Here is a 22829-nt window from a genome sequence, read left to right as displayed (position 1 = left end):
GGGAGCAACTGTCTTGAGTTGTTTGCCCCGACCCTATCGCTGGCAAGCCAGCTTCCACAGGGACGGCGGTGTCCCTGAAAGCAGCGCAGGACAGGTGGGAGCCGGCTTGCCGGCGATTGGGGCGCACAGCGCCCCCGGACGGTCCATCCGAAGCCCGTTGATGCAAATCAAAACAGCTTTTTCGTCGGCCCCCTAGACTCCGGACACTGCCGCTCTATCCGGGGACCACCATGCTCGACGACCTATGCTGGGATTCCGACCTGATCCGCCGCTACGATCTGGCCGGGCCGCGCTACACCTCATACCCGACCGCCGTGCAACTGCATGGTGAAGTGGGCTCGTTCGACCTGCTCCATGCCCTGCGCGAGAGCCGCCGTGCGGTTCGCCCGTTGTCGCTGTACGTGCACGTGCCGTTCTGCGCCAACATCTGCTATTACTGCGCCTGCAACAAGGTCATCACCAAGGACCGCGCCCGGGCCCAGCCCTACCTGCAACGCCTGGAGCAGGAAATCCAGCTTGTCGCCTGCCACCTGGCCCCCAACCAGCGCGTCGAGCAACTGCACTTCGGCGGCGGCACTCCCACGTTCCTCAGCCATGTGGAACTGCGCCACTTGATGGCAACCCTGCGCCAGCATTTCCACCTGCTGGACGACGACTCCGGCGATTACGGCATCGAGATCGACCCACGCGAGGCCGACTGGTCGACCATGGGCCTGCTGCGCGAGCTGGGCTTCAACCGCGTCAGCCTGGGTGTACAGGACCTGGACCCGGCCGTGCAACGAGCGATCAACCGCCTGCAGAGCCTGGAGCAGACCCGTACGCTGGTCGAAGCTGCACGTACCCTACAGTTCCGTTCGGTCAACCTCGACCTGATCTACGGCCTGCCCCGACAGACTCCAGACGGCTTCGCCCGTACCGTGGAGGAAGTGATCCGCCTGCAACCGGACCGCCTCTCGGTGTTCAACTACGCCCACCTGCCCGAGCGCTTCATGCCGCAGCGGCGCATCGACAGCAATGAACTGCCGGCCCCCGCCGCCAAACTGGAGATGCTGCACCGCACCATCGAGCAACTGACGGCCGCCGGCTACCGCTACATCGGCATGGACCACTTTGCCCTGCCCGATGACGAACTGGCCATCGCCCAGGAAGAAGGCACCCTGCAACGCAACTTCCAGGGCTATACCACCCACGGGCATTGCGACCTGATCGGCCTGGGCGTCTCGGCCATCAGCCAGATCGGCGACCTCTACTGCCAGAACAGCAGCGACCTGGCCACATACCAGGAGACCCTCTCCAACGCCCAGCTGGCCACCCAGCGCGGGCTGCTGTGCACCCCGGACGACCGCGTGCGGCGGGCGGTGATCCAGCAGCTTATCTGCCACTTCGAGCTGGATTTCGACACCATCGAGCAGGCCTTCTCCATCGATTTTCGCGGCTACTTCAACGAGCAGTGGCCGGCGCTTCAAGCCATGCAGCGAGACGGCCTGATCAGCCTGGACACCCAGGGCATCCGCGTGATGCCTGCCGGGCGCCTGCTGGTGCGCTCGGTATGCATGGTGTTCGATGCTTACCTGGCCATGCACAACCGCCAGCGTTTTTCACGGGTGATCTGATACGAATCGATCGACCGCATGGACAGACCTCCTTGCCAGGGACACTATTGGGCAATTGACAGGCCTGGGCAGCTATTCGCCACGGCCTGGCCAGCGCGCACCAAAATAGCGCATGCTGGCCTACACCCCACGCTGTGAGTTACCCTTACAGCTTATGTGTGCTTTCTCACAAGGATCGATTGTCATGTCCGAGCCAGTCAAACTGCGCCCTCACAACCAGGCCCACTGCAAGGATTGCAGCCTGGCGCCTCTGTGCCTGCCCCTGTCCCTCGACCTGGAGGACATGGACGCCCTGGACGAGATCGTCAAGCGCGGCCGCCCGTTGAAGAAAGGGGAATTCCTGTTCCGCCAGGGCGACAATTTCGGCTCGGTGTATGCGGTGCGCTCCGGCGCCCTGAAAACCTTCAGCCTGAGCGACAGCGGCGAAGAGCAGATCACCGGTTTCCATCTGCCCAGCGAGCTGGTCGGCCTGTCCGGCATGGACACCGAGGCGTACCCGGTGTCGGCCCAGGCACAAGAGACCACATCGGTCTGCGAGATTCCGTTCGAGCGTCTGGACGAGCTGTCGGTGCAACTGCCGCAACTGCGTCGCCAACTGATGCGCGTGATGAGCCGCGAGATCCGCGACGATCAGCAGATGATGCTGCTGTTGTCGAAGAAGACTGCCGACGAGCGCATCGCTACCTTTCTGGTCAACCTTTCCGCGCGCTTCCGTGCTCGCGGCTACTCGGCCAACCAGTTCCGCCTGAGCATGTCGCGCAACGAGATCGGCAACTACCTGGGCCTGGCGGTGGAAACCGTGTCACGGGTCTTCACCCGCTTCCAGCAGAATGGCCTGATCAAGGCCGAAGGCAAGGAGGTGCACATCCTCGACCCGATCCAGCTCTGCGCGCTGGCGGGTGGCGCGATGGAAGCCTGAACAAGCCTCCCCGGCAAGGTATACTGGCGCATCCGTTTTCCAGGAAAGCCACATGCACTGCGATACCTTCGACCTCAAAGCCCTGATCCGCCCGGTCCCGGACTTCCCCAAGCCGGGCGTGATCTTCCGCGACATCACCCCGCTGTTCCAGTCGCCCCGTGGGCTGCGCTACGTCGCCGACCAATTCATCGAGCGCTACGTCGAGGCCGAGTTCAGCCACATCGGTGCCATGGACGCCCGCGGCTTCTTGATCGGCTCGATCATCGCCCATCAATTGAACAAGCCGCTGATCCTGTTCCGCAAACAGGGCAAGCTGCCGGCCGACGTGCTGTCGGAGGCCTACCAGACCGAATACGGCGAAGCCTTCCTGGAAGTGCATGCCGACAGCCTGTGCGAAGGTGATTCGGTATTGATCTTCGACGACCTGATCGCCACCGGCGGCACCTTGCTGGCGGCTGCCAACCTGGTGCGACGTACCGGCGCCGAGGTGTTCGAGGCGGCAGCGATCATCGACCTGCCGGAGCTGGAAGGTTCGCGTCGCCTACAGGCGGCGGGAGTGCCGACCTTCTGCCTGACCGAGTTTTCGCTCAGCGAATATTGAGATGCATCGGGGCCGCTGCGCGGCCCATTCGCGGGCAAGCCCGCTCCTACAGGCGGTGGCGTATCGGCTTACAGCGAAATGGGTTTACGCCCTGCGAATGCATGAGCCAGGGTCCCACCGTCCACCATCTCCAGCTCCCCTCCCAACGGCACGCCGTGAGCGATCCGAGAGGCGGCCAGGCCTTTTTCGGCCAATAGCTGAGCGATGTAGTGGGCGGTCGCCTCCCCTTCCACGGTGGGGTTGGTGGCCAGGATCACTTCACTGAACGTGCCCTGCTCTTCGATCCTCGCCATCAACTGCGGGATGCCGATGGCCTCTGGACCCAGGCCATCCAAGGGCGACAGGTGGCCCTTTAGCACGAAATAGCGACCGCGGTAGCCGGTCTGCTCCACTGCGTACACGTCCATAGGGCCTTCGACCACGCACAGCTGGGTGTCGTCGCGGCGCGTGTCGGCGCACTGGGGGCACAGTTCCTGCTCGGTCAGGGTGCGGCATTGGCGGCAATGGCCGACGCCCTCCATGGCTTGGCTCAGGGCTTGGGCCAGGCGCAGGCCGCCGCTGCGGTCGCGCTCGAGCAGCTGCAGTGCCATGCGCTGGGCGGTTTTCTGGCCGACGCCGGGCAAGGTGCGCAGGGCATCGATCAGTTGGCGGATCAGGGGGCTGAAGCTCATGGGAAAGGCCTGACAGATCAATAGGAGGCGGTTTATACCCATCAGGGTCATTCACGTCAAATGGATGCAAGCTGGGATACCCTGTCATCTGCCGCCCTGATGCCCTCTCCTCCCGCTCCTATTCTTGCTCTTGCTTGCGATGCGTGATAGCCCAGGCGCCGTAAGGGCGTAAAAGTGACTCGGCGTCACCATCGCAAACGGACTTTGCGCTTACCTCAAACCGACGCGCAATAAAAAAGCCGCCCCGATAATCGGCAGCGGCTTCGATAGGCAGCCGGTCAAGACCGGCAACGCATCAGAACGGCATCTTGAAGCCAGGCGGCAATTGCATGCCAGCGGTCATGCTGCCCATCTTTTCCTGGCTGTTCTGCTCGACCTTGCGCACCGCGTCGTTCAGCGCAGCAGCGATCAGGTCTTCCAGTACCTCCTTGTCGTCCTCTTCGGTCGACATCAGGCTCTGGTCGATGCTGACGCGCTTCACGTCGTGACGACCGGTCATCACCACGCTCACCAGGCCACCACCCGACTGGCCGGTGACTTCGGCGTTGGCCAGCTCTTCCTGCATTTTCTGCATCTTTTCCTGCATTTGCTGGGCCTGCTTCATCAGGCCGGCCATGCCACCTTTCATCATGGGGTACACCTCGATTGGTTCATGTAATGCGGCCGACGCAGCGCCGGGCGCATGGTTATCGGTTATTCGCCCTGGCTGACCAAGGCCTGTACAGGCTCAATAGTATCCTGCCGCACCGTTGCACCGAACTGCCGGATCATCTGCTGGATGAGTGGGTCCTGTTCGATCGACACCTCCGCGTCGCGCTGACGCTCGGCCCGCTTGCGCGCTGCAGCCTGGGCGGGCGTCTCCTGCTCCGGGCGGATCAGCTCGATCTGCAAGCGCAGGGTGCGCCCCAGGTGCTGGTTGAGCGCCTCGTTCAGGCGCCGCTGCTGGGTCGTGTTGAACAGCGCGCCCTGGGCCGGGTCCAGGTGCAGCAGCCAGTCATCGCCCTCAGCGGCGATCAACGTACAGTTTGCGGCGATGTTGCCTGTCATGCCCGACACAGGCAACTGCGGGAATAATTCCAGCCATTGCAAGGCCAGGCCTGTGGCGGGCTTGGCCGCAGGCAATGGCTCCGGCGCCTTGGCCGGCTCGGCCTCGTGCACATGTTCGGCCAGCTCGTCCAGATAGCTGAAGCCTGCTGGATCGCTGTCCGGCGTGTAGTAGTCCTCGTCCAGCGGAGGCTCGTCGTCCCGGTCCATGCCGGCAGGGCCATAGGCAGACGGGTCGAACGGCGGCTCGTCGTCGTTCGATGACTCCACGCTCGGCCCTGGTTCAGGCGCCGGCTCAGGGGCAGGCGCCACAGCGACAGGGGCCTGCGGGGCAGCAGGCGCTTCCCATGGCAGGTCGATGACCTCCTCCACCTGCGGCTCGGGCGCGTGGACCTCTGCCTGAGCCTCAGGCTCGGCCTCTGCGGGCGGGGTGGGTTCAACCGGCTGCTGCGGCGCTTCGGCAGGCTCGACGACGGGATCGGCCACCGCCGCTACGTCTGCAGGTGCCGCGGCGGGCTCGGGAACGCTGGCAACAGCCGGCTCGACGGCAGGCGCCGCAGCTGCCACCGGGGTTGCCGGATCAGCTGTGGCCTGGCTGATCCCCACCGGCTTTAGTACCGGCTTCGGTGCATCGTCGGCATCGGCCGGGCGGAAGGCCAGCATTCGCAGCAGGACCATCTCGAAGCCACCGCGCGGGTCCGGCGCCAGGGGCAGGTCGCGACGGCCGATCAGGCCCATCTGGTAATAGAACTGCACATCCTCGGCCGGCAGTGCCGAGGCCAGGGCCAGCACCCGTTCACGGTCGCCCTGGCCGTTGTCGACGGCCTCGGGCAATGCCTGGGCGATGGCAACCCGGTGCAGCACGTTGAGCATTTCGGCCAACACACCGTTCCAGTCCGGGCCCTGCTCGGCCAGGTTGCGCACCGCTTCCAGCAGTGCCCGGGCATCGCCTTCGAGCAAGGCCTGGAGCACGCCATAGACCTGACCGTGATCCAGAGTACCGAGCATCGCCCGTACGTCCGCGGCCAAGACCTTGCCCTCGCCAAAGGCAATGGCCTGGTCGGTCAGGCTCATGGCATCGCGCATCGAGCCATCGGCCGCGCGGCCGAGCAACCACAGGGCGTCCTCCTCGAAGGGCACATTCTCGGCGCCGAGCACATGGCTCAGGTGCTCGACCACACGCTCCGGGCTCATGTTCTTCAGGGAGAACTGCAAGCAGCGCGAGAGAATGGTGGCCGGCAGCTTCTGCGGGTCGGTGGTGGCCAGGATGAACTTGACGTAGGGTGGCGGCTCTTCCAGCGTCTTGAGCAAGGCGTTGAACGAGTGGGTCGAGAGCATGTGCACTTCGTCGATCAGGTAGACCTTGAAGCGCCCACGGCTCGGGGCGTACTGCACGTTGTCGAGCAATTCGCGGGTGTCTTCGACCTTGGTGCGGCTCGCGGCGTCGATCTCGATCAGGTCGACGAAGCGGCCTTCGTCGATTTCCCGACATACCGAGCAGGTGCCGCACGGCGTCGAGGTAATGCCGGTTTCGCAGTTCAGACATTTGGCAATGATACGCGCGATGGTGGTCTTGCCCACGCCGCGGGTACCGGTGAACAGATAGGCATGGTGCAGGCGCTGGTTATCCAGGGCGTTGATCAAAGCCTTGAGCACATGGGCCTGGCCGACCATTTCGCGGAACGAGCGCGGGCGCCATTTACGTGCAAGAACCTGATAACTCATCAAAAAACCATCGCAACCTGAACGAGCGGAAGATCGCTAATGCTAGCGGAGCGGGGGCAAAATTGCACCCTGCCGAACTCGTCTACGCTATGAACAGGCACGCTCCGGCAGCGATCAGGGAGGATTGACGTGCGGCGAGTCCTGCTCATCCTCGTGTTCTGGGCCAGCCACACCCTGGCGGAACAGCCGCTTCTACGTTTTTCCGTGGCCGAAAGCTGGAGCATGCCGCTGATACGCCTCGAGCAGGATCAGCCGGTCGAAGGCATCCTGTTCGACCTGATGCAGGCCCTTGCCCAGGAAACCGGCGTGCGCCCGCGCTACCACCTGATGGCCCGCCTGCGCCTCAAGCAGGCCATGGACAACGGCGATATCGACGTGCGCTGCTATGTCACGCCCCAATGGTTCAGCGAGCGCTTCGACAATTTCCTGTGGAGCGTACCCCTGCTTCGCCAGCGCGACTTGCTGGTCGGCAGCCCCGGCACACACCACCCCACCCAGGCAGATGAGCTGGTGCGCCAGCCCGTGGGCACCGTGCTGGGGTACAGCTACCCGGCCCTGGAACGCCTGTTCGCCCAAGGCAGGCTGCACCGCGAAGATAGCCGCAACCAGCTGCTGGTCCTGCAGAAACTGCAGGCCGGGCGCTACCGCCACGCCGTAAGCAATGCGTTCTCCCTGCACTGGTTCAACCGCCAGCAGCCACCCGCCCGGCAACTGCCAGCCGTGGCCGTGCTGGAAGAGCAGGACCTGCACTGCATGGTCCGCGACGACCCGGCCGTTCCGACCCAGCAGATACTCAAGGCGCTGGCACGCATGAAGCAATCGGGGCAGATCGACCGGATCGTGCAGCGCTACAGCGCACCTGCAGTACAGCCAGCCGCATCCCGTCAGGTCATTGATCGATGAGCATCGCTAGGCGAAAGATATAGCGTTCAGAAAAATGATGATCCCCAGCACGACAAGCCCGATGGCGACACCCTGCAGCGGCGTCAACTCTTCTTGAAAGGATGGCGGCGACACAAGCAGCCCCGACCCGACCATTCGGATGCTGCCTTGGCGCCAACTTGCAGGCTGATGTCCGGGCCCAGGTTTCATAGTGCTCATCTGCATGCTTGCGTCTCCGCTTGTTGTTGTGATGAGCCTGGATAATAAGGATTAGTTTCCTACATAAATGCCAGATATCTCTGCTTCTTCCGCAAGGCAACTCCTACTCAAGATCAAAACAGTACACAGGCTGTTCAAACTTTGACCTGCCTGTAGCAGCTCAATCGCGGGACAAGCCCGCACAGGGAGATATGCGCTATCGCACAGGGAATTGCTGGCCGGCGCTGATCCTGTAGGAGATTACCCAGGCCTTCGGGCTACGCTGTCGCGCTGACCTTTGTGGGAGCGGGCTTGCCCCGCGATTGGGCCGGCACAGGCCAGCCCGTCAATAACCGTGGGACTCCCGGAACGGCTGCCCCTTGTGATAGGCAACCCACTCCTGCACATCGTACGGCAGGTACAGGTGCCGACGGGCTCGCGACAGCGCGATGTACACCGCACAGACCCGGGCGTCGAACGCGTAGGCGTCCTTGAACGGCTCGGTGCTCATCAGCTCTGGCGTCAGCAGCACATGGTCGAATTCCAGCCCCCCGGCGTCCTCGGCCAGCATCAGCATGACGCTGCCCGGTTGGCCGGTCACCTGCGCCTTGAGCGCATTCAGGTCGGCCATCCTGAAGCTCTCCTGCAACCGGCCCTGCACCCACTGGAACGACGCATCGTGACGGTGGGCATCCTGCACCTGGCGCCAATCGGTGCTATGGGCGAAATACGGGTGCGAGGTGTCGGCATCCTGCTCGCCGCGAAACAGCTTGATCGCGGTCTCCATGAAGGCCGCCATGCCCGACTGCTCGGCGAAGCCAAGCGCGCAACGCTTGCCCGCCAGCTCCAGGGCCCATTTCATGGTGTCCCAGTGCGAGGCCGTCAACACCACGCACCCAACCGGCGGCACGAAGGCTTGCGGATAGAACTCGATCCCGACCTCGGCGCTGCCGGCGCCCTCGAAGGCGAGTTTGGACTTCTGCGAGTGCACGCTGATCAGCGGGTTGATCAAGCGCTCGACCTGAGGCCCGCTGCGTACGGAGAAGGCAATCTCGCGCTGGCGTACCTCGCGCTGCCTGCGCAAACCCGGGCCCCAGGCACGCTGGTATTCGTCGCCCAGGGTGATCAGCACCTGTCGGCCGCGCTCGATGATCTGCAGCAGCGACGCCGGCACGTCCTGGCTTTCGTCGATGATCACATGGCTGTAGTGCGCCGGCACGCTGCAACCGGCCAGGCTCGCGCGCTTGACCAGCAACAATGGCGCAAAACCGCTGTGGCTGCCCCACTCAGGGTTGGCCTGCAGGTACGTCCACAGCCGGCTCGCGTATTCGAGCAGAACGCGGCCGTCGACGTTCGACAACGGCTGCTCGAAGAACGGCAGGTGGCGGGCAGTGATGCTGTAGTCCCACGATTCGCAATAGTTTTTCAGCACCTCCAGGCAGATCTCCAGCGCCTTCTCCGGCCCGTATTGACGAAAGCCGAGGATTCCCAGCTCCTCGGCCAGGGCGCGCTTGCGCAGCAGCCTGGCCGGCTTGCTCGACGGCCGTCGCGAACCTGACAGCAGCTCCTGGGCGAACTCACCGAAAGTCTTGCCGCGCTTGCTATCGGCCTGCACGCCAAGGCGGCGGCGAAGGGTCTGGAGCTTGCCGGTGGTACGCGCCAATGGCAGTACGCGGCCCGCCGGCAGGCAATCGATCAAGGCGCCGAGCAGATAGCTCTTGCCGATGCCAGCGTACCCTTGCACATGCAAGTCTTCGTCCGGGTTGGCCCGCACCACCCGGACCAACTTGTCCTGCGCATCGGTGAGCCACCGCTCCTTGTTTACACCCGTGACGGCCTGCTGGCGGAACGGGTTGTTGTTAAGGTGCCGACGGACCTTGAATTCGAAATCCCACTTGCCGTCGGGCAGCAGGTAATTGCCGGCATTGACTTCCTCCGCCGGCAATAGATGCAACTTCGACCCTTTCATGACCTCCAGGCCAAAGTACAGCTTGCGCGCATCGAACAACCGGCGTGCTTCCGACAGCAGCCCCACGCCCGGCGAATGACGCCCATCGACCGCCCAGGCCAGAAGCCTGGCCAGCACCTTTTCGGCCGCTGCCGGGTCGAGCACCTGCCCCTTGGCATCGGCAAGATGCTGAATGACCAGCACCGCAGCCAACTGCGCATCGCCCAGGGCCTCCAGCGCCGGCTGGCCAGGTGCATCGAGCAGGCCCTGGCAAGCCTGCGCGGTCACCGGTAGGAACACCGGCTGGGTGAAATCGTAGTGTTCAGGTTGCATACGCGCTCACGCCAAAATCATTCAACAGCGCACGGCTCGGCACCGGCCGCCACCTGCAATGCGTACTCATAGGCCCCGAGGCTGCCGGCCATACCTCCCGGGTATGTTCGCGCCTCGCCTGCGCTCGCCTCGCCGTCGGACTCGATCACGCCATCAAGTTCGTACAACGCCATCTCCAGCAGCTTGCGCAAGTGCCGGGCGTTGCCGGCCGAAACCCGCAACTGCAGCTCGAACCCACCGGGGCTCGTCATGGCCGGCTTGTCGCTGCTCACCACCTCGGCCTCGCCCAGTATGCGCTCGTGCTCTTCTTCCATCTGGTCAAGCACCTTGGTCAGCTCCAGCACCCGCTCGGGGTGGGCAGCCATCAGGTCCTTGATCTCCAGGCGGCGCACCTGCCATTCACGGATCTTGTGGCGGGTCAGGTCGTCTACGTGGTCCATGGTCGTTACCTCGCGGCCAAAACGGACTGGCGGAATGCCTTGCATGATAAGGCGCGCGAAGGGGCGGGAGAAAGGTGCGTGGTATTACCAGGCGTTGAATGCTGGGTACACAGGGCAAGGTCGGAAGGATGAAGCGGCTTGGCAGACGCCAAAATGGAGGCGGCCCCACCAGCCACACCCCGGCACACGATGTTCCCGCTATGGCTGCTCCCTTCCGGGCCTGACCAGGTTAACGGGTAATCGTTGCGGGGGGACCGATGGGGCCACCACTGCGCGGCTCGCCAAGTGACGAGCCGCGCCATTGTACCGGTCTGGGGCGAAGTTACAACCTCTGCACCGAGAAAAAACCATCATTTCTCAATGACTTGTCCCCATTGGTCGCTCAGACCGCGATGCCCTGGGCGTCGAGGAAGCTGACGAAGGCGTCTTCATCGAGCACCTTGACCCCAAGGTCATTGGCCTTGGCCAGCTTGGAACCGGCGCCGGGGCCGGCGACCACGCAATGGGTCTTGCCGGATACCGAGCCGGCCACCTTGGCGCCGAGGCTTTCCAGTTTTTCCTTGGCGACGTCGCGGCTCATGCGCTCCAGGGTGCCGGTCAGGACCCAGGTCTGCCCTGCCAGGGGCAGGCCTTCTGCAACCTTCTTCTCGCTGGCCCAGTGCATGCCGAATCCCAGCAGTTGCGCTTCGATGGCACGGGCCAGTTGCTGGTTGGCTGGCGCCTTGAAGAACTCACGCACGGCCTCGGCCTGCTTGGTGTTCAAGGCCTGGCGCAGGTCGATGCCGTCGGCTTCGATGATCTTGTCCAGGGTACCCAGCTTGGCTACCAGTTTCTGCGCGCCGGTCGGGCCGACCGAGGGGATATCGAGCTTGGCGATCATGCTGTCCAGGGTGGTACTGGCGGCGAACTCGGGAGCCAGCTCGCCTTCGTCCTGCAACTGCAGGCCGCTGTCGAGCAGTTGCTGGATGACGTCGCGGTTGTGGTCGTCCTCGAAGAAGTTGTGGATCTCGTAGGCAACTTCCAGGCCGATGTCCGGCAGGTAGGTCAGCACCTGCGGCAAGGCCTGCTGCACCCGCGCCAGACTACCCAGGGAACGGGCCAGGACCTTGGCGGTTTCCTCGCCGACGTCCGGGATCCCCAGGGCGAAGATGAAGCGCGCCAGGCTAGGCCGCTTGCTGGCCTCAATGGCGTCTAGCAGCTTGTTGCTGGAGACCTCGGCGAAACCTTCGAGCTCGACCACCTGCTCGAATGTCAGGCGGTACAAGTCAGCCGGCGAGCGGATCAGGCCTTCGTCGACCAACTGCTCGACGCTTTTCTCGCCCATGCCGTCGATGTCCATGGCTCGGCGCGAGACATAGTGGATGATCGCCTGCTTGAGCTGGGCGGCACAGGCCAGGCGACCGACGCAACGGTATACCGCGCCTTCGCTGGTGGTTTCCTTGCCTTTACTGCGCTTGACCAGTTGGGTGCGCTCGACCTGCGAACCACAGACCGGGCACTGGCTGGGCACCTGCACCGGCCGGGCGCTCTCGGGGCGGCGCTCGGTCACCACCTGCATCACCTGCGGGATGACGTCGCCGGCCCGGCGGATGATCACGGTGTCACCGATCATCAGGCCCAGACGGGCGATTTCGTCCATGTTGTGCAAGGTGGCGTTGGAAACGGTGACACCCGCCACCTTGACCGGCTTCAGGCGCGCCACTGGCGTGACCGCGCCCGTGCGGCCGAACTGGAATTCGACATCGAGCACTTCGGTGAGCTCTTCCATGGCCGGGAATTTATGGGCGATAGCCCAACGTGGCTCGCGGGCACGGAAACCGAGCTCGCGTTGGGCGGCCAGGTTGTTGACCTTGAACACCACGCCGTCGATCTCGTACGGCAGGTCGTTGCGCCGGGCGCCGATGTCGCGGTAGTAGGCCAGGCACTGCTCGACCCCGGCGGCATGCCTGAGCTCACGGCTGATGGGCATGCCCCAGCCCTTGAGCTTCTCGAGGATCCCGATATGGCTGTCGGCGATGCTCTCGGACACCTGGCCCACCCCATAGCAGCAGAACTCCAGCGGGCGGCTGGCGGTGATCTTCGAGTCCAGCTGGCGCAGGCTGCCGGCGGCTGCGTTGCGCGGGTTAGCGAAGGTCTTGCCGCCGACCTCGGCCTGGGCGGCGTTGAGGCGCTCGAAACCGGCCTTGCTCATGTAGACCTCGCCACGGACCTCCAGCACTGCCGGCCAGCCGGTGCCTTGCAGCTTGAGCGGGATGTTGCGCACGGTGCGCACGTTGGCGCTGATGTCCTCGCCGGTGGTGCCATCACCACGGGTGGCGCCTTGTACCAGCAGGCCATCGCGGTACAGCAGGCTGACCGCCAGGCCATCGAGTTTGGGTTCGCAGCTATAGTCGACCGCCGCCTCTTCGGCGAACAGGTCGCCAGTCGGCAGGTCCAGGCCCTCCACTACCCGGCGATCGAAATCACGCAGGTCGTCTTCCTCGAAGGCGTTGCCCAGGCTGAGCATGGGGATTTCGTGGCGGACCTGGCTGAACGCCGCCAGGGCCGAGCCGCCCACCCGCTGGGTCGGCGAGTCGGGGGTCACCAGGTGCGGGTGCTCGGCCTCCAAGGCCTTGAGCTCGTTGAACAGGCGGTCGTATTCGGCGTCGGGCACGCTCGGTTCGTCCAGCACGTAGTAGCGGTAGTTGTGCTGGTCGAGCTCGGCACGCAGTTCATGGATACGGTTTTCGACGTTCATCGTTCGTTTTCTCTTGCAAAGCAAAAGAGCAGCCTGGAGCCAATGCTGTGTACCTAAGCAATTGGGGCCGCTACGCGCCCCATCGCGGGACAAGCCCGCTCCTACAGCGCAAGTGCGATTCCTGTAGGAGCGGGCTTGTCCCGCGATGGGCTGCATAGCAGCCCCAACGAATGCCACAAATAGCTTGAGCGAACAGTACCAGCCTACGGGCTACGCTTTCGTTGAAATCTCGCGGGCAGAATCGAGGCAGACCCGCCCGCTTGGGTACATCAACGCTTCTGGGTCAGCGCACGGCGCTCGAACTCGACGATGCGCTGGCGGTAGTGTTCGATGGTCTGGGCGGTCAACACGCTGCGCTGGTCGTCCTTGAGCTCGCCGTTGAGCTCGTGGGCCAGCTTGCGCGCGGCAGCTACCATCACGTCGAAGGCCTGCTTCGGATGACGTGGCCCAGGCAGGCCCAGGAAGAAGCTCACCGCGCGGGTGCTGAAATGGTCGATGTCGTCCAGGTCGAATACGCCCGGCTTGACCGCGTTGGCCATGGAGAACAGCACCTCGCCGTGGCCGGCCATGCTCTCGTGGCGGTGGAAGATGTCCATCTCGCCGAAGCGCAGGCCGCTTTCGAGGATGTTCTGCAGCAGGGCCGGGCCCTTGAAGCCGCCCTCGTCACGGGAAATCACGCTGATCACCAGCACTTCTTCGGCCGGCGGCAGCTCCTTGACGGTATTGCCGCCTGCAGCCGAACCGTTGTGGCGCTTGTCGGCCGGGTAATCGTCGTCGGCATCGGCGAACAAGTCGGGCTCGCGTGGCTCGGCGGCCAGGTTCAGGTCGCCCTGCTGCGGCTCGCCAGCACGCTTGCCGCGCTTGGCAGCCTTGGCCGGCTTGGGCTCGCGCTCGCGCGCCGGTGCGCTGACCGACGGCAGGTCGCTTTCGTCCAGCTCAGGTTCTTTCTGGGTTTCCAGCACACGTGCAGGGCCGAGCACCTCGGCGCTGCCCTCTTCGTCCGGCAGGTTGGAATAACTGCGATCCAGACGGAATTTCAACTTGCCCTTGCCGCCGCGCATGCGGCGCCAGCCGTCGAAAAGAATACCGGCGATGACAATGACGCCGATGACGATCAGCCACTCGCGCAGACCGATTTCCATGTAATCCCGTGCCTCTAAAAAATATGCTTGAAAACAAAGGCTTCAAAGCCCTTTAACACGTGGCGCCAACTCTATGTTCTGACAGGCGTTTTACCCACGCAAAAAACAAGTGACATTAAGCTAGCACGACCAAAGACAACTTTACACCGTCTGTCGCACATGTCGGGGGCATTTCCCTCTGGTTTGTACCCCCTGTTGTCTCATCAGGCGTCGACCATGGCCAGCGCTTCCTCCACATCAACTGCAACAAGGCGTGAACAGCCCGGCTCGTGCATCGTCACTCCCATCAATTGTTCGGCCATTTCCATGGCGATCTTGTTATGGGTGATGTAGATGAACTGCACGCTTTCGCTCATTTCCTTGACCAACCTGGCATAGCGCCCGACGTTGGCATCGTCCAGCGGGGCATCGACCTCGTCGAGCATGCAGAACGGTGCCGGGTTCAGCTTGAAGATGGCGAACACCAGTGCGAGGGCGGTCAACGCCTTCTCGCCGCCGGACAGCAGATGGATGGTGCTGTTCTTCTTGCCCGGTGGGCGCGCCATGATCGTCACCCCAGTATCGAGTAGATCTTCGCCCGTCAGTTCCAGGTAGGCACTGCCGCCACCGAAAACTTTTGGAAAAAGTGCCTGTAAACCGGCATTTATCTGATCAAAGGTATCCTTGAAGCGGTTGCGGGTTTCCTTGTCGATCTTGCGAATGACGTTTTCCAGGGTCTCCAGGGCTTCCACCAGGTCAGCATCCTGAGCATCCAGGTAACGCTTGCGTTCGGACTGCTGCTGGTATTCGTCGATGGCCGCCAGGTTGATCGCGCCCAGGCGCTGGATGCGCCCGTCCAGTTGCTCCAGCTCCTGCTCGGAGCCCTGCTCGCTGGCCTCGGGCTCGAGAGTGGCGAGCACGCCCTGCAAATCATAGCCATCGGCCTGCAACTGCTCCTGCAGCGTCTTGCGACGCACGTCCAGGCCCTGGGACTCCAAGCGCGACTGCTCCAGCTGGCCACGCAACAACTGGGCCTGTTGCTCGGCTTGGGTGCGGCGGCGCTCGGCATCGCGCAGCTCGCGGTCGGCCTCGTCCATGTGCAGACGCGCTTGACGCATCTCTTCGTCGACGCCCATGCGCCGCTCGAGCAGCTCTTCGAGCTTCAGGCGCAACTCTTCCAGCGGCGCCTCGCCCTCTTCCAGGTTCAGGCTCAGCTGTTCCTGGCGCTCGCTCAGGCGCGCCGCCTGCAGCTCCAGGCGCTCCAGGGCCTGGCGGGTGGAGTCGTGCTGGGCGCGCAGGGAGCCCAGACGCACGGCCAGTTGATGAGCGTGATCCTTGTGCTGGCGGGCTTCCTGGCGAATGCGGTCCAGGCCTTCGCGCAGGGTGTCGCGGCGGGCCATCAGCTGTTCGCGCTGCTCGGTATCCTGGGCCATTTGCTCCAGGGCCTCCTGCAGCAACAGGCGCGCCTCGCCCAGTTGCTCGTGCTCGAGGGCGCGCTGCTCTTGCAGCTCGGCCAGTTCTTCGCCCAGGCGCTGCTGGCGCAAAGCCAACTGTTCGGCACGGGCGCGGCCAGCCGACAGACGCGCCTTGAGTTCGCCCTGCTGGCGGCTTGCGTCCTGGGTACGCCGGTGCAGCTGTTCACGCTGCGCTTCCAGCTCGCGCTGTTGCTCACGCCGGGCCTGGACCTTGCGGTCGAGGTGCTCCAGACGCTCTTCCAGCTCGCGCTGTTCAAGGCCCAGGCGCTCGATCTCCTGGCCCCGGGCGAGCACTCCACCCTGGGACTCGCCACCCCGATCGACCCGCAGGAAGTGGCGCCCGACCCAGTAGCCGTCGCGGCTGACCAAGCTGTGGCCCTCGCCCAGGCCTTCGCGCAGCGCCAAGGCCTGCTCGAGGCTGTCTACCGGGCGTACCTGACCGAGCCAGGGCGCAAGGTCCGTGTGGCCTTCGACTTTATCCAGCAGGCTGCCCGGCAGCCGGGCACCTTGGCGCTGCGCCAGTGTCAGGCGCAGTTCGCCCTGCTCGAGGGCAGCGAAATCCAGGTTACGGAAGTCGTCGACCAGCACCGCCTGCAGGTCGGCGCCGAGCACAGTTTCCACGGCCAACTCCCACCCGGGTTCGACCCGCAACCCTTCGGCCAGGCGCGGTCGTTGCTCCAGGCCTTGGCCGCGCAGCCAGTCGGCAGCATCGGCGCCAGGCTCCAGGGCGGCCTGCTGCAAGGCTTCCAGGGAAGCCAGGCGCCCGCCCAGGCGCTGCAATTCGCCCTGGGCTTGCTGGTGGGCCTCGGTGGCCGACTGCAATTGCTCGCGCACCCCTTCGATCTGCTCGGCCACCTGCTGCTCGGCCAGCTGCAGTTCTTCGAGCGACAGCTCGCTACCGGCGAGCTGTTCTGTCAGCTCGAGCAGCACTTCGCCTTCCGGGTCGGCGCCCAGCTGGTCGCGCTCCTCGCCCAGCTTACGCTGGCGCTCGGCCAGGCGTTCGAGGCTCGCTTCGAGCTGCTGCAGGCGCGATTGCTGCACTTCGGCCTGGCGCCGCGGCTCAGCCGACTGGCTGTTGAAGGTGTCCCACTGCTCCTGCCAGCCCTGCATGCCCTCCTCGGCCTCCTCGAGGTGAGCGGTGGCTTCCTCGGCTGCGGCCAGGGTCAGCTCCTGCTCGGGTTCGAGCATCGCCAGCTCTTCACCCAAGGTGGCCAGCAGGGTGCGGTCGTGGCCCAGGTGCGACTCGGTTTCCAGGCGGGTGCGCTCGGCCTCCTTGAGGTCGTCCTGCAATTGGCGCAGGCGTTGCTGGCCATGCTGGATGCTCTGCTCGACCCGGGCGATGTCGCCTGCGACCGAATAGAAGCGGCCCTGGACCTGGTTGAAACGCTCGGACAGCTCATGGTGGCCATCACGCAGGCGCTCGATACTGGCATCGGCATTGCGCTGCTCGGCCACCAGGGCCTCGAAGGCCACTTCCTGGTCGCCGATGACGGCCTCGCGCTGGCGCACGCGTTCGTCCAGCTCGCGCCAGCGCAGCGCCGACAGGCGCGCCCTGAGCTGGCGCTCCTGGGCTTTGTATTCGCGATATTTCTCGGCAGCCTGGGCCTGGCGGTGCAGGCGTTCGAGCTGGCGCTCCAGCTCCTCGCGCAGGTCGGTCAGGCGGGCGAGGTTTTCCTGGGTGCGGCGGATGCGGTTCTCGGTCTCGCGGCGGCGCTCCTTGTACTTGGAGATGCCCGCGGCTTCCTCGATGAAGTTGCGCAACTCCTCGGGCTTGGCTTCGATCAGCTTGGAGATCATGCCCTGCTCGATGATCGAGTAGCTGCGCGGCCCCAGGCCCGTACCGAGGAAGATGTCGGTAATGTCACGACGCCGGCACTTGGTGCCATTGAGGTAGTAGGTGTTCTGCCCGTCGCGGGTGACCTTGCGGCGGATGGAGATCTCGGCGTAGGCGGCATATTCGCCGAGCAGCGTGGTTTCGCTGTTGTCGAACACCAGTTCGATGCTGGCCTGGCTCACGGGCTTGCGGCCGGATGAGCCATTGAAGATGACGTCGGTCATCGACTCGCCACGCAGGTTCTTGGCCGAGCTCTCGCCCATCACCCAGCGCACCGCGTCGATGATGTTGGACTTGCCACAGCCGTTGGGCCCCACCACGGCTGCCATGTTGCTGGGAAAGTTGACCGTGGTCGGGTCGACGAACGACTTGAACCCGGCCAGGCGAATGCACTTCAGGCGCATCGATCAGGCCCGGGCCAGCGCCGCCAGCACCAGCTCGCAACTGCGCTGGCTATAGGCGACCAGCACTTCGCGGATGCGCACCTGGTCACGCGCGACCACGGCTTCGAGCAGCCGGGCGAACAGCTCCAGGTAATCGACCATGTTGGCCTGGCGCTGGTCCAGGGCCAGGTAGTAGGCACGGCTCATGGCCGGCTGCAGGTTCTCGACGGTTTCCTGCAGGTAGGGGTTGTCGGCGAACGGGTAGGCTGCGCGCATCACCGCGAAGCTGTCGGCGACGAAGGCCTCGATGTCCTGCCGGGCATGAGCCTGTTGCAGGCGCTGCTGGATTTCCAGGAACGGCTCGAGGTCGCCCTCGCTGCGCCAGTGCCTGGCCACCGCGTTGCCCAGCAGGATGTAGAACTCGCCCATCAGGGTGCACAGGCTGCGTACGCCACGTTCATCCAGCTCGGTAACGTGGGCGCCGCGGCGCGGCAGGATGGCGATCAAGTGCCGACGTTCGAGGATCAGCAGCGCCTCGCGCACCGAGCCGCGGCTGACATTGAGCGCCTGGGTGACCTTCTGCTCCTGGATGCGTTCGCCCGGCTTGAGTTCGCCGCGAATGATCCGCTCGGCCAGGTAGTGGGCAATCTGCTCGGAGAGGCTGTCCGGCGCCTTGAACGTCATGGTTTTCCTTCAGAATCTTTGAACGGGGCACAAGGTGGCGATTGTAGCGTAATTACCTGCCTACCGCGCAGCGGATCGACGCGCTTTATTCGACCTGCGGAGCCTGCCTGAAAGCTGACAGGCACTATGCTTGGGATAGGTCGATCACTACCGTCGGGCGGGGCTGCAGGCAATTTCTTGACCTTTGAGTCAGAAAATTATTGACCAAAAGGTCAGCCGTTGCTTAGAGTCCGCCCGAACAACAATAAAACCATTGCGAGGCCTTCCCCGTGATCCAGTTTCTCGTCAACCAGGAGCTGCGTAGTGAGCACGCCCTGGACCCGAACATGACGGTGCTGCAATACCTGCGTGAGCACCTGGGCAAACCCGGCACCAAGGAAGGCTGCGCCAGTGGCGACTGTGGTGCCTGCACGGTGGTGGTGGGCGAGCTGGCCCAGGACGACCAGGGCCGCGACACCCTGCGCTACCGCAGCCTCAACTCGTGCCTGACCTTCGTTTCGGCCTTGCACGGCAAGCAATTGATCAGCGTCGAAGGCCTCAAGCACCAGGGCGAGCTGCACAGCGTGCAGCAGGCCATGGCCGATTGCCATGGCTCGCAATGCGGCTTCTGCACCCCAGGTTTCGTCATGTCCTTGTTCGCTCTGCAGAAGAACAGCGACGGCCACGACCTGCACCAGGCCCAGGAAGCCCTTGCCGGCAACCTGTGCCGCTGCACCGGCTACCGCCCGATCCTCGCCGCCGCCGAGCAGAGCTGCGCCCGCCCCTGCCGCGACCAGTTCGACGAACAGCAGGCCCAGACCATCGCTCGCCTGAAGGCGATCACCCCGACCGAAACCGGCGAGCTCAACAGCGGCGACAAACGCTGCCTGGTCCCGCTGACCGTGGCCGACCTCGCCGACCTGTACAGCTCGCACCCCGAGGCGCGTCTGCTGGCTGGCGGTACCGACCTGGCCCTGGAAGTCACCCAGTTCCACAAAGCCCTGCCGGTGATGATCTATGTCGGCCACGTGGCCGAGCTCAAGCGCATCGAGAAGACCGCCACCCACCTGGAGATCGGTGCCGCCACGCCGCTGACCGACTGCTACACCGCGCTCAACGAGGAATACCCGGACTTCGGCGCCTTGCTGCACCGCTTCGCCTCGCTGCAGATCCGCAACCAGGGCACCCTGGGCGGCAACATCGGCAACGCCTCGCCGATCGGCGACTCGCCACCCTTGCTGATCGCCCTCGACGCCCAGGTGGTGCTGCGCCAGGGCGAACACCAGCGCACCCTGGCGCTGGAGGACTACTTCATCGATTACCGCATCACTGCGCGCCAGGACAGTGAGTTCATCGAGAAGATCATCGTGCCGCGTGCCAGCGATGCCTGGACATTCCGCGCCTACAAGGTGTCCAAACGCCTGGACGACGATATCTCGGCGGTATGCGCCGCGTTCAACCTGCGCATCGAGGACGGCGTGGTCAGCGACGCACGCATCGCCTTCGGCGGCATGGCCGCGATTCCCAAGCGCGCCCGTGCCTGCGAGGCTGCCCTGGTGGGCAAAACGTGGACCCAGGCCAGCATCGAACGGGCCTGCCAGGCCCTGGGCGAGGACTTCACCCCGCTCAGCGATTTCCGCGCCAGCCGCGAGTACCGCCTGCTGACGGCGCAGAACCTGCTGCGCAAGTACTTCATCGAACTGCAATCGCCGTACATCGAAACCCGGGTGACCGCTTATGTCTAACCATCACGCAGCCAAGAGCCAGGCCGAGATGGCCGAACTGTTCAGCCAGGACCTGACCACCGGGGTCGGCCGCAGCATCAAGCACGACAGCGCGGACAAGCATGTGTCCGGCGAAGCGGTGTACATCGACGACCGCCTGGAATTCCCCAACCAGCTGCACGTCTATGCGCGCACCGCCGATCGCGCCCATGCGCGCATCCTGCGCATCGACACCAGCCCGTGCTACGCCTTCGAGGGCGTGCGCATCGCCATCACCCACGAAGACATCCCCGGGCTCAAGGACATCGGCCCGGTGGTCGCCGGTGACCCGCTGTTGGCCATCGACAAGGTCGAGTACTTCGGCCAGCCGGTGGTCGCCGTGGCCGCGCGCGACCTGGACACCGCTCGCCGCGCGGCGATGGCGGCGATCATCGAGTACGAGGACCTGGAGCCGGTACTGGATGTGGTCGAAGCCCTGCGCAAGAAGCACTTCGTGCTCGACAGCCACACCCACCAGCGCGGCGATTCCAACGCGGCCCTGGCCAGTGCCCCGCACCGCCTGCAAGGCACCCTGCACATCGGTGGCCAGGAACACTTCTACCTGGAAACCCAGATCTCGTCGGTGATGCCTACCGAAGATGGTGGCATGATCGTTTTCTGCTCGACCCAGAACCCCACCGAGGTACAGAAACTGGTGGCCGAGGTGCTGGACGTGCCCATGAACAAGATCGTCGTGGACATGCGCCGCATGGGCGGTGGCTTCGGCGGCAAGGAGACCCAGGCGGCCAGCCCGGCCTGCCTGTGCGCGGTGATCGCGCGCCTGACCGGCCAGCCGACCAAAATGCGCCTGCCGCGCGTCGAAGACATGATGATGACCGGCAAACGCCACCCGTTCTACGTCGAATACGACGTCGGCTTCGACGACACCGGCCGCCTGCAGGGCATCAACCTGGACCTGGCCGGCAACTGCGGATACTCGCCGGATCTCTCCGGTTCGATCGTCGACCGCGCCATGTTCCACTCCGACAATGCCTACTACCTGGGCGACGCGACGGTGCATGGCCACCGCTGCAAGACCAACACTGCCTCCAACACCGCCTACCGCGGGTTCGGCGGCCCACAAGGGATGGTCGCCATCGAGCAGGTGATGGACCACATCGCTCGCCACCTGGCGCTCGACCCGCTGGCGGTGCGCAAGGCCAACTACTACGGCAAGACCGAACGCAACGTCACCCACTACTACCAGACCGTCGAGCACAACATGCTCGAGGAAATGACCGCCGAGCTCGAGGCCAGCGCCGACTACGCCGAGCGCCGCGAGTCGATCCGCCGCTTCAACGAGCACAGCCCGGTGCTCAAGAAAGGCCTGGCGCTGACGCCGGTGAAGTTCGGCATCTCGTTCACCGCCACCTTCCTCAACCAGGCCGGTGCGCTGATCCACATCTATACCGACGGCAGCATCCACCTGAACCACGGCGGCACCGAGATGGGCCAGGGCCTGAACACCAAGGTCGCCCAGGTGGTGGCGCAGGTGTTCCAGGTCGATTTCGAGCGCATCCAGATCACCGCCACCAACACCGACAAGGTCCCCAACACCTCGCCGACCGCGGCCTCCAGCGGCGCCGACCTGAACGGCAAGGCTGCCCAGAACGCCGCCGAAATCCTCAAGAAGCGCCTGACCGAGTTCGCTGCACGCCATTACAAGGTCACCGAGGAAGACGTGGAGTTCCGCAACGGCCATGTGCGTGTGCGTGATCAGATCGTCAGCTTCGAACAGTTGGTGCAACAGGCCTATTTCGCCCAGGTATCGTTGTCCAGCACCGGCTTCTACCGCACGCCGAAGATCTACTACGACCGCGACCAGGCCCGTGGCCGGCCGTTCTACTACTTCGCCTTCGGCGCGGCGTGCGTCGAGGTGATCGTCGATACCCTGACCGGCGAATACAAGATGCTGCGCGCCGACATCCTCCACGACGTAGGGGCCTCGCTGAACCCGGCCATCGACATCGGTCAGGTCGAAGGCGGCTTCATCCAGGGCATGGGCTGGCTGACTACCGAGGAACTGGTGTGGAACGCCAAGGGCAAGCTGATGACCAATGGCCCGGCCAGCTACAAGATCCCGGCCGTGGCGGACATGCCGCTGGACCTGCGGGTGAAGCTGGTGGAAAACCGCAAGAACCCGGAAGACACCGTGTTCCACTCCAAAGCCGTGGGCGAGCCGCCGTTCATGCTCGGCATCGCCGCCTGGTGCGCGATCAAGGACGCCGTGGCAAGCATCGCCGACTACCGCGTGCAGCCGCAGGTCGATGCACCTGCGACGCCGGAGCGGGTGCTCTGGGGTTGCGAGCAGATGCGCAAGGCGGTGGCTGCGCAGCAGCCAGCCGAACAAGAACTGGAAACCGTGAATCACTGAGGTCGGGTGGGCGCCTGTTCGGGCCCTATCGCCGGCAAGCCGGCTCCCACTGGTACTGCGCAATGCTGCTGTCCTGTGTGGGAGCCGGCTTGCCGGCGATAGGGC

The 22829-nt window shown here is 64.4% G+C and carries 15 protein-coding genes and 1 other RNA gene; 6 read left to right on the top strand and 10 right to left on the bottom strand.

What is annotated here, in order from left to right:
- Window positions 1-230: 230 nt before the first annotated feature.
- The 3 genes from hemN to ACNFG0_RS07200 all read left to right on the top strand — a co-directional run bounded on the left by hemN (window position 231) and on the right by ACNFG0_RS07200 (window position 3133).
- On the top strand, window positions 231-1613 hold the full coding sequence (gene hemN, locus ACNFG0_RS07210; protein WP_196156363.1) for an oxygen-independent coproporphyrinogen III oxidase: 1383 nt from the start codon (window positions 231-233) through the stop codon (window positions 1611-1613).
- Between the two features lie 184 nt (window positions 1614-1797).
- Window positions 1798-2532: a Crp/Fnr family transcriptional regulator FnrA gene (fnrA, locus tag ACNFG0_RS07205; protein ID WP_196144760.1), complete on the top strand. Its 735-nt coding sequence runs from the start codon at window positions 1798-1800 to the stop codon at window positions 2530-2532.
- Window positions 2533-2584: 52 nt separating this feature from the next.
- Window positions 2585-3133 carry an adenine phosphoribosyltransferase gene (locus tag ACNFG0_RS07200; protein ID WP_084854644.1) on the top strand — a complete coding sequence of 183 codons (549 nt, stop codon included), beginning with the start codon at window positions 2585-2587 and terminating at the stop codon, window positions 3131-3133.
- A gap of 68 nt (window positions 3134-3201) precedes the next feature.
- Here ACNFG0_RS07200 and recR read toward each other — a convergent pair whose 3' ends face one another.
- The 3 genes from recR to dnaX all read right to left on the bottom strand — a co-directional run bounded on the left by recR (window position 3202) and on the right by dnaX (window position 6573).
- The gene (gene recR, locus ACNFG0_RS07195; RefSeq protein ID WP_196144761.1) at window positions 3202-3804 is read right to left on the bottom strand and encodes a recombination mediator RecR; all 603 of its coding nucleotides are present in this window, start codon (window positions 3802-3804) and stop codon (window positions 3202-3204) included.
- Between the two features lie 295 nt (window positions 3805-4099).
- Window positions 4100-4435, bottom strand: a complete 336-nt coding sequence (locus ACNFG0_RS07190; RefSeq protein ID WP_084854642.1) for a YbaB/EbfC family nucleoid-associated protein — start codon at window positions 4433-4435, stop codon at window positions 4100-4102.
- 62 nt (window positions 4436-4497) lie between these two features.
- Complete coding sequence (gene dnaX, locus ACNFG0_RS07185) at window positions 4498-6573, bottom strand: DNA polymerase III subunit gamma/tau (RefSeq protein WP_416764364.1); 2076 nt, start codon at window positions 6571-6573, stop codon at window positions 4498-4500.
- Between the two features lie 129 nt (window positions 6574-6702).
- Here dnaX and ACNFG0_RS07180 point away from each other — a divergent pair, with 129 nt between their 5' ends.
- Window positions 6703-7476 carry a substrate-binding periplasmic protein gene (locus ACNFG0_RS07180; RefSeq protein WP_416764363.1) on the top strand — a complete coding sequence of 258 codons (774 nt, stop codon included), beginning with the start codon at window positions 6703-6705 and terminating at the stop codon, window positions 7474-7476.
- Window positions 7477-7999: 523 nt separating this feature from the next.
- On the opposite strand, the gene ACNFG0_RS07175 is transcribed toward ACNFG0_RS07180, so the two are convergent.
- The 7 genes from ACNFG0_RS07175 to ACNFG0_RS07145 all read right to left on the bottom strand — a co-directional run bounded on the left by ACNFG0_RS07175 (window position 8000) and on the right by ACNFG0_RS07145 (window position 18608).
- Window positions 8000-9934, bottom strand: a complete 1935-nt coding sequence (locus tag ACNFG0_RS07175; RefSeq protein ID WP_416764362.1) for a hypothetical protein — start codon at window positions 9932-9934, stop codon at window positions 8000-8002.
- Window positions 9935-9951: 17 nt separating this feature from the next.
- On the bottom strand, window positions 9952-10374 hold the full coding sequence (locus tag ACNFG0_RS07170) for a hypothetical protein (protein ID WP_416764361.1): 423 nt from the start codon (window positions 10372-10374) through the stop codon (window positions 9952-9954).
- 163 nt (window positions 10375-10537) lie between these two features.
- An RNA gene (gene ffs / locus ACNFG0_RS07165) (signal recognition particle sRNA small type) lies at window positions 10538-10634 on the bottom strand.
- 122 nt (window positions 10635-10756) lie between these two features.
- Complete coding sequence (gene ligA, locus ACNFG0_RS07160; protein ID WP_416764360.1) at window positions 10757-13111, bottom strand: NAD-dependent DNA ligase LigA; 2355 nt, start codon at window positions 13109-13111, stop codon at window positions 10757-10759.
- Window positions 13112-13380: 269 nt separating this feature from the next.
- A complete protein-coding gene (gene zipA / locus ACNFG0_RS07155; protein ID WP_196144768.1) occupies window positions 13381-14253 on the bottom strand; it encodes a cell division protein ZipA in 873 nt (290 codons plus the stop codon).
- A 203-nt stretch (window positions 14254-14456) separates the two neighbouring features.
- The gene (smc, locus tag ACNFG0_RS07150; protein WP_416764359.1) at window positions 14457-17945 is read right to left on the bottom strand and encodes a chromosome segregation protein SMC; all 3489 of its coding nucleotides are present in this window, start codon (window positions 17943-17945) and stop codon (window positions 14457-14459) included.
- A gap of 3 nt (window positions 17946-17948) precedes the next feature.
- Window positions 17949-18608, bottom strand: coding sequence for a GntR family transcriptional regulator (locus ACNFG0_RS07145; RefSeq protein ID WP_196144770.1), 660 nt, complete (start codon window positions 18606-18608; stop codon window positions 17949-17951).
- A 269-nt stretch (window positions 18609-18877) separates the two neighbouring features.
- Here ACNFG0_RS07145 and xdhA point away from each other — a divergent pair, with 269 nt between their 5' ends.
- Both xdhA and xdhB read left to right on the top strand, forming a co-directional pair.
- Window positions 18878-20332 (top strand): xanthine dehydrogenase small subunit, encoded by a 1455-nt coding sequence (xdhA, locus tag ACNFG0_RS07140; RefSeq protein WP_196144771.1) that lies wholly within the window; start codon window positions 18878-18880, stop codon window positions 20330-20332.
- Entirely contained in the window at window positions 20325-22724 is a 2400-nt protein-coding gene (gene xdhB / locus ACNFG0_RS07135; RefSeq protein WP_196166687.1) for a xanthine dehydrogenase molybdopterin binding subunit, read from the top strand. The genes xdhA and xdhB overlap by 8 nt, the downstream gene beginning before the upstream one ends.
- The last annotated feature ends 105 nt before the right edge of the window (window positions 22725-22829 follow it).

Source organism: Pseudomonas sp. NY15372 (genome assembly GCF_048068215.1).
Taxonomy (GTDB): Bacteria; Pseudomonadota; Gammaproteobacteria; order Pseudomonadales; family Pseudomonadaceae; genus Aquipseudomonas; species Aquipseudomonas guariconensis_A.
This window is presented reverse-complemented; position numbering and strand designations above follow the sequence as displayed.